Consider the following 7,849-nt stretch of genomic DNA (forward strand, 5'->3'; position numbering starts at 1 on the left):
CACTACGGCCGCAAGGCCGTGGCCGCTGGCGGCGGCGGTGGCCGCAGCCAGACGCGCGAGCTGTTCGAGACGCTGCTGCTGTGGAATCCGAGCGTGGTGCTGGACGCCCAGGGCAAGGCCCAGGTCAGCGTGCCGCTCAACGACTCGCTGACCACCTTCCAGGTGGTGGCGGTGGCCGACCATGGCGTGTCGATGTTCGGCACGGGCCAGGCGCCCATCCGCACGGCCCAGGACCTGCAGATCATCAGCGGCCTGCCGCCGCTGGTGCGCGAGGAGGACCAGTTCCGTGCCATGGTCACGCTGCGCAACACCTCGGCCAAGGCCATGAAGGTGCAGGTCACGCCGCGCGCCACGCTGCTGGAGCTGGCAGCGCAGACCGTGGAGATTCCCGCGGGCGAGGCGCGCGAGGTGGGCTGGAACGTCACCGCCCCGGCCCAGCTGGGCCAGACCCGCGCCGAGTCGCTGATCTGGGAGATCGAGGCCCGTGACACCGCAGGTGGCGACAAGCCCGCCAGCGACAGGCTGAAAGTCAGCCAGCGCATCATCCCGGCCGTGCCGCTGACGGTGCAGCAGGGCACGCTGATGCAGGTCGATGGCAGCATCAACCTGCCCGTGCAGCTGCCGGCCGACGCGCTGGCCGGCCGCGGCGGCCTGCGCATGTCGCTGGCGCCCAAGCTGGCCGAAGGCCTGCCGGGCGTGCGCGACTGGTGGGCGCGCTATCCCTACAGCTGCCTGGAGCAGGTCACCAGCAAGGCCGTGGGCATGAGCGACGCCACGCTGTGGCAGTCCACCATGGGCCAGCTGCCCAGCTACCTGGACAGCGACGGCCTGGCCAGCTACTTCCCGCTGGCCGGCGACGGCTCGGGCCGTGCGGCCCGCGGCAGCGATACGCTGACGGCCCACCTGCTCAACCTCTCGGCACTGGCGCAGGGCGTGGACAAGCGCTTCGTGCTGCCGGCGGCCGAGCGCGAGCGCATGGAAAACGGCCTGATCGCCTTCGTCGAAGGCCGCATCCAGCGCAGCTTCTGGAGCCCGCGCAAGGACCTGGACATGCGCAAGCTGGCCGCCATCCAGGCGCTGGCGCTGACGGGCCGCGCCAATCCGCGCATGCTCGACAGCATCACCATCGCGCCCAACGACTGGCCCACGCATGCCGTCATCGACTGGGTGGCCCTGCTCAAGCACATGCGCGAGCTGCCCCAGCGCGAACAGCAGCTGGCCCAGGCCCAGCAGATCCTGCGCGCCCGCCTGAGCTACCAGGGCACGCGCGTGGCCTTCAGCAACGAGCAGGACGACCAGTGGTGGTGGCTGATGCAGGGCCCCGAGGTCAACCTGGCCCGCCTGATGCTGGTCAACATGGACGACCCGACGTGGAAGGAAGAGCTGCCGCGCCTGGCCAACGGCTTCATCTCGCGCCAGAGCAACGGTGCCTGGGGCACAACCACGGCCAACCTGAGGGGGGCGCTGGCACTGCAGCGCTTCTCGCAGCAGTTCGAGGCCACGCCCGTGACGGGCGCCACCCAGGCGGCTTTGGGTGCGTCCCAGGCCCGCGTGGAGTGGAGCCAGGTCACGCGCATGCGCGCCAGCGACACCGAGGGCGCAGCCCACCAGGCGTCCAGCTTCGGCGCGACCACGGTGGTCGGCGGCCTGCGCAACAACACCATGTTCCTGCCCTGGAGCGCGGTGGGTGATGCCCGCAAGGGCCAGCTGACGGTGACCCAGCAGGGCACCGGCAAGCCCTGGCTCACGCTGCAGTCGGTAGCGGCTGTGCAGCTGAAGGCGCCGTTCAGCGCCGGCTACACCGTCACGCGCACGGTCAAGCCCGTGGAGCAGGCCGACAAGAGCCTGCCCGCAGGCCAGTACTCGCGCGGCGACGTGCTGCGCGTCACGCTGGAGGTGCAGGCCCGCACCGACATGACCTGGGTGGCCATCACCGACCCCGTGCCCACGGGCGCCACCATCCTGGGCGGCGGTCTGGGGCGCGACTCGGAGATCGCCTCGGGCGGCGAGCGCGCAGAAGGCGCGGGCTGGCTGGCTTATGAAGAGCGCAGCTTCGAGGCCTACCGCGCCTACTACCAGTACCTGCCCAAGGGCAATACGCGCGTGGAGTACACCGTGCGGCTGAACAATGCCGGCGACTTCGCGCTGCCGCCCACGCGGGTGGAGGCGCTGTATGCGCCCGAGATGTTCGGCGAGGTTCCCAACGCCCGCATCAAGGTGGGCGACAAGCGCTGATGCAGCGTTGATGGCGCCCTGACAAGGGGGCGGCCCTGCGGCCTATGATGGCTGCAGGACCGCCCCCTTTTTCATCACCCTTCGCTCCATGGCACAAGTCATCCTCTCCCCGGTTCCCGCAGGCAGTGCCCTGCAGGACCGCCTCAAGACCGCCTATTTCCACGACAGCTACCAGCTGCAATTGCCGGACGACGGCAGCAGCCCCATGGCGCTGTACCTGCGCTGCGTGGGCCGCACGCCGGGCTGGATCGACTTTCTGATGCGCCTGCGCAACCGCGTGGTGGCGCCCTTCGGCATCAAGGACCTGGGCACGCTCAGCGGCGTGGACGCGCAGCGCGCCGCATCCAGCTACCGCGTAGGCGACCGCGCCGGCATCTTCCGCATCCATGCGCTGAGCGACAGCGAAGTGGTGCTGGGCGACAGCGACCGGCACCTGGACGTGCAGGTCTCCCTCATGCGGCTGCCCGGCCCCGAGGGCGCGCCGTCCGCCACCTTCACCGCCGCCATGTCCACCGTGGTCCATGTGCACAATGCCCTGGGCCGTATCTACATGCTGGGCGTGGCGCCGGCCCACCGCGTCATCGCCCCGGCCGTGGTGGCCAAGCTGGCCGGCTGACCTGGCCTGAAGGCATCACGTCAGCAAAACGGAAGCCTTCAGGGCCTGCGTCCGACGCGGGCAGACGCGAAGAGTCACGATACTTGCGGCCTTTGCCCGGCGGACATACCCCGAGCAGGGAACGCGGCCCGCCCCACAAGGGCAAGGCCGCCACCATTGCGAATCGGTTCCCGGGCACACCATTGATCACAAGAGAGAGAGGGTCTATGCCAGACATGAACACCGATCCCCGCACGGCGCCACCGGCGGCTCCGCCACCGGATGCGCCGCAGGCGGCCACGCCATCGCCTGCAGAGCCTGCACCGCGCATCACGTTCTCGGGCCCCGTCGTCATTCCTTCCCTGCTGGTGCTGGGCCTGCTGCTGCTGTACTGCGGCTTCATGCCCGACAGTGCCGACCGGCTGTTCTCCAGCGCCCAGGCCTGGGTGGTGGGGCACATGGACTGGTTCTATGCCGTCTCGGTCACGCTGTTCCTGGTCTTTCTGATCTTCGTCGCGTCCAGCCGTTTCGGTGATATCCGCCTGGGTCCCGATGATGCGGAGCCCGAGTTCAGCTTCATCTCCTGGACCGCCATGCTGTTCGCCGCCGGCATGGGCATCGGCCTGATGTACTTCGGCGTGGGCGAGCCGCTGCAGCATTTCCTCAAGCCGCCCACGGCCGTGCCTTCCACGCCGGCCGCCGCACGCGAGGCCCTGCAGTCCACCTTCTTCCACTGGGGCTTCCATGCCTGGGCCGTCTACGGGACCATGGGCCTGGTGCTGGCCTACTTCGGCTTTCGCTACAACCTGCCGCTGACCATGCGCTCGGGCCTGTACCCGCTGCTGGGCAAGCGCATCAACGGCCCCATCGGCCACAGCGTGGATGCCTTCGCGCTGGTGGGCACCATCGCGGGTATCGCCACCACGCTGGGCTACGGCGCGCTGCAGCTGGCCGCCGGCCTGCACACCCTCACGGGCTGGGATACCTCTGCGGCGGCTTTCCGCATCGCGGTCATCGTCATCGTGGTCTGCCTGGCCGGGCTGTCTGCCGTCTCGGGCCTGGACAAAGGGGTGCGGCGCCTGAGCGAGTTCAACCTCATGCTGGCCTTCATCCTGCTGGCCTTCGTCATCGTCGCCGGGCCCACGGTCTTCCTGTTCGAGGCGCTGAGCGAGAACATCGGCAACTACGTGTCTGGCCTGGTGCAGCTGTCGTTCCGCACCTTTGCCTACGAGCCGCCCAGCCAGGAAGGCTGGTTCGGCGGCTGGACCATCCTCTACTGGGCCTGGTGGATCTCCTGGTCGCCCTTCGTGGGCATGTTCATCGCACGCATCTCGCGCGGGCGCACCATCCGCCAGTTCGTGACCGGCGTGCTGCTGGTGCCCACGGCCTTCAACCTGCTGTGGATGACGGCCTTCGGCAACAGCGCCATCTGGATAGACACCCACGTGGCCATGGGCGCGTTGGGGCAGACGGCCTCGAACGTGGATGCGCTGCTGTTCCGCTTCTTCGAGTACCTGCCCTGGTTCAAGCCCGTGGCCTGGCTCACCATCGTGCTCATCGCGGTGTTCTTCGTCACCTCGGCGGACTCCGGGGCCTTCGTGGTGGACAACATCGCCTCGCGCGGCCATGCGCGTTCGCCGGTCTGGCAGCGGCTGTTCTGGGCTGCCGTGCTGGGCGCGACAGCCATGGTGCTGATGCTGGCCGGCGGCCTCAAGGCGCTGCAGGCCATGACCCTGGTGGCGGCCCTGCCGGTGGCCGTCATCATGCTGGCGCTGTGCTACGGGCTGTGGCGCGGCCTGCTGGCCGACCGCGCGCACTTCTCGCCCGACCTGGCTCCGGCCACCAGCTTCTGGAGCGGCCAGCACTGGCGCAAGCGCCTGGAGCAGATCGTGCACCAGCCCTCGCGCGCCGATGTGCGCAGGTTCCTGGCCGGCGTGGTGCTGCCGGCCATGAACGAGGTGGCAGCCGAAATGCACAAGCGCGGCGTCGAGGCGGTGGTCACCGAGGACCTGGACGGCGAGGGCGCCGTGCGCCTGACCGTGCCCGATCCCTCGCTGCGCGACTTCGTCTACGGCGTGCGCGCCACGCGCCGCACGGTGCCTACCTTCCTGGTGAGCGAGGCGGCCAGCGAGCAGGAGCGGCGCCATGTCTACGAGCCCATCACGTTCTTCGAGGACGGTCGCCTGGGCCACGACATCCAGTACCTGCGCAGCGAGGAAGTCATCGCCGACATCCTGCGCCACTACGAGCGCTACCTGTCGCTGAGCGCCGACCAGCGCACGCATCTGCTGAACCGGGCTCCGGGTCACAGCTGAGCCGTGCTGCGCAGCGCCGCCGTCGCGGCACCCCGGGCCTTTGGGTAAACACCGGGGTGCCAGCCGGCGGCCGCCTGCGGATACTGGGCGCTGCCATGCAGTTCGAATACTCCACCCATTCGCAGGAGCCACGCCATCGTTTCGACTACTGGCACGAGGTGGTCTGCCGCCACTGCATCCCGGCCGACAGCCACCGCGCGCAGGGGGATGGTGCAGGTCCCGGCGGCTTCGGGGCCACGCTGTCCGTGCGGTCCCTGGGACTGCTGGAGATCAGTGCCATGTCGGCGCCCAGCCACCGCTGGGTGCGCAACGCAGCCCACCTGCGCCTGCATGCCCGCGACGAGCTGTGGCTGGGCTATCTGCTCCAGGGCCAGGCCGAGGTGCGCCAGGGCGGGCAAGTGGCCCGGCTGAGTGCGGGCAATCTGGTGCTTTATGACGCTGCGCAGCCTTTCGAATTCTCGGTGGCGCCCCGCGATATCCTGCTGATGCGCATTCCGCGCAGCGAATTGTTGAATCGCTTTGCCCGTGCACCCTTGCACGCGGGCCGGGCGCTGCATGGCCATGCCCCGGCCGTGGCGCCGCTGCGGGCCATGCTCGGCGAGGCCATGGCCATGCCGCCTGCGCCGCACGGTGATGCCTTGGCGCAGCGCTTCGGCATGGCGCTGCTCGACGTGCTGGCCCTGGCGCTGGAGATGCAGGAAATGGCCGTGCAACCCCGCGCGGAAAGGGACTTGCATGGCCGCATCCAGGCGTTCATCCAGGACAACCTGGGCTCGCCCGAGCTGTCGCTGCAATGGCTGGCGCAGCAGCACAACGTCTCGCCCCGTACCGTGACGCGGGCCTTCGCGCGGCACAACCAGACGCCCATGGGCCTGGTATGGCAGCTGAGGTTGCAGGCCAGCCGCCAGGCCCTGCTGCAGGGGCGCTGCTCCAGCGTGACCGAGGCGGCCTTCGCGCATGGATTCTCCGATGCGGCGCACTTCAGCCGAGCCTTTCGCAAGGCGTTCGGCTGCACGCCCCGCAGCCTGCTGGCCGCCTGAGCAAGGTCGCTGACCCTCCCGAACAAGCGTGCGTGCCGCCGGCTCCCTAGCATGGGCCTGCCGTGCGTCCCGTGCGGCTTTTCCAGTGCAACAACGGTGGCGCCCCGGAGCCGGGCGCCGGGAGACATGCCATGAACGACAGCGAACTGCACCATCTCGAACTGCTGGAGGTGGGGCGCGAGATCCAGTCCCGCCGCATTTCCTCTGAAGAGGTGACCCGCCACATGCTGGCGCGCATCGAGGCCGTGGACGCGCGGCTGCACAGCTACGTGACGGTGATGGCGCAGCAGGCGCTGGAGGACGCCCGCCGCGCCGACGCCGAGATCGCGCAGGGCCGCTGCCGCGGTGCGCTGCACGGCGTGCCGCTGGCGCTCAAGGACCTGCTGTGGACCCGGGGCGTCCCCACCACGCATGGAATGACGCTGCACCGCGACCATCGCCCCACGGAAGATGCCACCGTGGTGCGCAGGCTGCGCGAGGCCGGCGCCGTCATCCTGGGCAAGCTGCAGCAGACCGAAGGCGCCTTCGCCGACCACCATCCCGAGATCACTGCCCCCGTCAACCCCTGGGGCGCCCAGCTATGGCCCGGGGCCTCGTCCAGCGGCTCGGGCGTGGCCACGGCGGCGGGGCTGTGCTTCGGATCGCTGGGCACGGACACCGGGGGTTCCATCCGCTTTCCATCGGCCGCCAACGGCATCACGGGGCTCAAGCCCACCTGGGGCAGGGTGAGCCGCCACGGCGCCTTCGAATTGGCCGCGTCCCTGGACCACATAGGCCCGATGGCGCGCAGTGCCGCCGATGCCGCAGCCATGCTCGCGGCCATCGCCGGGGCGGACCCGCTGGACCCTACGGCCAGCCAGTGCAGCGTGCCCGACTATCTGGCCATGATGACGCGCGGATTCTCCGGCCTGCGCCTGGGCATGGACCGGCAATGGGCACTGGACGGCGTGGATGCCCCCTCCCGCCAGGCGGTGGAGCAGGCCCTGGCGGTGGCGCAACGCCTGGGGGCCAGCGTGCAGGAGGTCCGCTTTCCCGATGCCACCCAGGCGGTGGAGGACTGGCCGGCGCTGTGCGCGGTGGAGACCGCCGTGGCGCACGGCGCCACGTTCCCTGCACGGCGCGAGGCCTATGGCCCCGGGCTCGCCGGGCTGATCGACCTGGGGCTGGGCCTGTCCGCCACCGACTACCAGCGGCTGCTGCTGCGCCGCGCGGACTTCACGGGCCGGGTACGCGCACTCTTCGCGCAGGTGGACCTGCTGCTGGTCCCCGCCACGGCCTTTGCGGCCCCCACGCTGCAGCGCATGGCGCATTTCGGCTCCGATGCCGAGCTGTTCTCGGGCATGCTGCGCTACACCTGCCCGTTCGACCTGACGGGCAGCCCCACGATCACGCTGCCCGGCGGACGCACTCCCGATGGCGCGCCCGTGGCCTTCCAGTTCGTGGCCCCCGACTTCCGCGAAGACCTGCTGGTGCGCGCGGGCTGGGCGTTCCAGCAGGCCACGGACTGGCACAGACGGCACCCTGCTGCCTGAGCTGCCTGAGCTGCCTGAGCTGCCTGAGCTGCCTGAGCTGCCTGAGCCGCCAGTCCGGTGGCGCGACACGGGCCTGTCACACAGCCTTCCTAGACTGGCGTGATGTCCTTGATCGAGATGGAAGGTGTTGCC

General features: G+C 69.9%; 5 protein-coding genes. All 5 read left to right on the plus strand.

Going from position 1 to position 7,849, the window contains the following annotated elements:
* Positions 1 to 2,235 (plus strand): alpha-2-macroglobulin family protein (locus L995_RS19505; RefSeq protein WP_047473082.1); only part of this gene is annotated, 2,235 nt, incomplete at its 5' end.
* Between the two features lie 88 nt (positions 2,236 to 2,323).
* Positions 2,324 to 2,851, plus strand: a complete 528-nt coding sequence (locus L995_RS19510) for a DUF2867 domain-containing protein (protein ID WP_047473083.1) — start codon at positions 2,324 to 2,326, stop codon at positions 2,849 to 2,851.
* A 206-nt stretch (positions 2,852 to 3,057) separates the two neighbouring features.
* On the plus strand, positions 3,058 to 5,145 hold the full coding sequence (locus L995_RS19515; protein WP_047473084.1) for a BCCT family transporter: 2,088 nt from the start codon (positions 3,058 to 3,060) through the stop codon (positions 5,143 to 5,145).
* A gap of 95 nt (positions 5,146 to 5,240) precedes the next feature.
* Entirely contained in the window at positions 5,241 to 6,185 is a 945-nt protein-coding gene (locus L995_RS19520) for a helix-turn-helix domain-containing protein (RefSeq protein WP_047473087.1), read from the plus strand.
* Between the two features lie 131 nt (positions 6,186 to 6,316).
* The gene (locus tag L995_RS19525; RefSeq protein ID WP_047473085.1) at positions 6,317 to 7,717 is read left to right on the plus strand and encodes an amidase; all 1,401 of its coding nucleotides are present in this window, start codon (positions 6,317 to 6,319) and stop codon (positions 7,715 to 7,717) included.
* Positions 7,718 to 7,849: the final 132 nt, after the last annotated feature.

The sequence above is a fragment of the Delftia sp. ZNC0008 genome, assembly GCF_000799035.1.
Classification (GTDB): Bacteria; Pseudomonadota; Gammaproteobacteria; order Burkholderiales; family Burkholderiaceae_C; genus Comamonas; species Comamonas tsuruhatensis.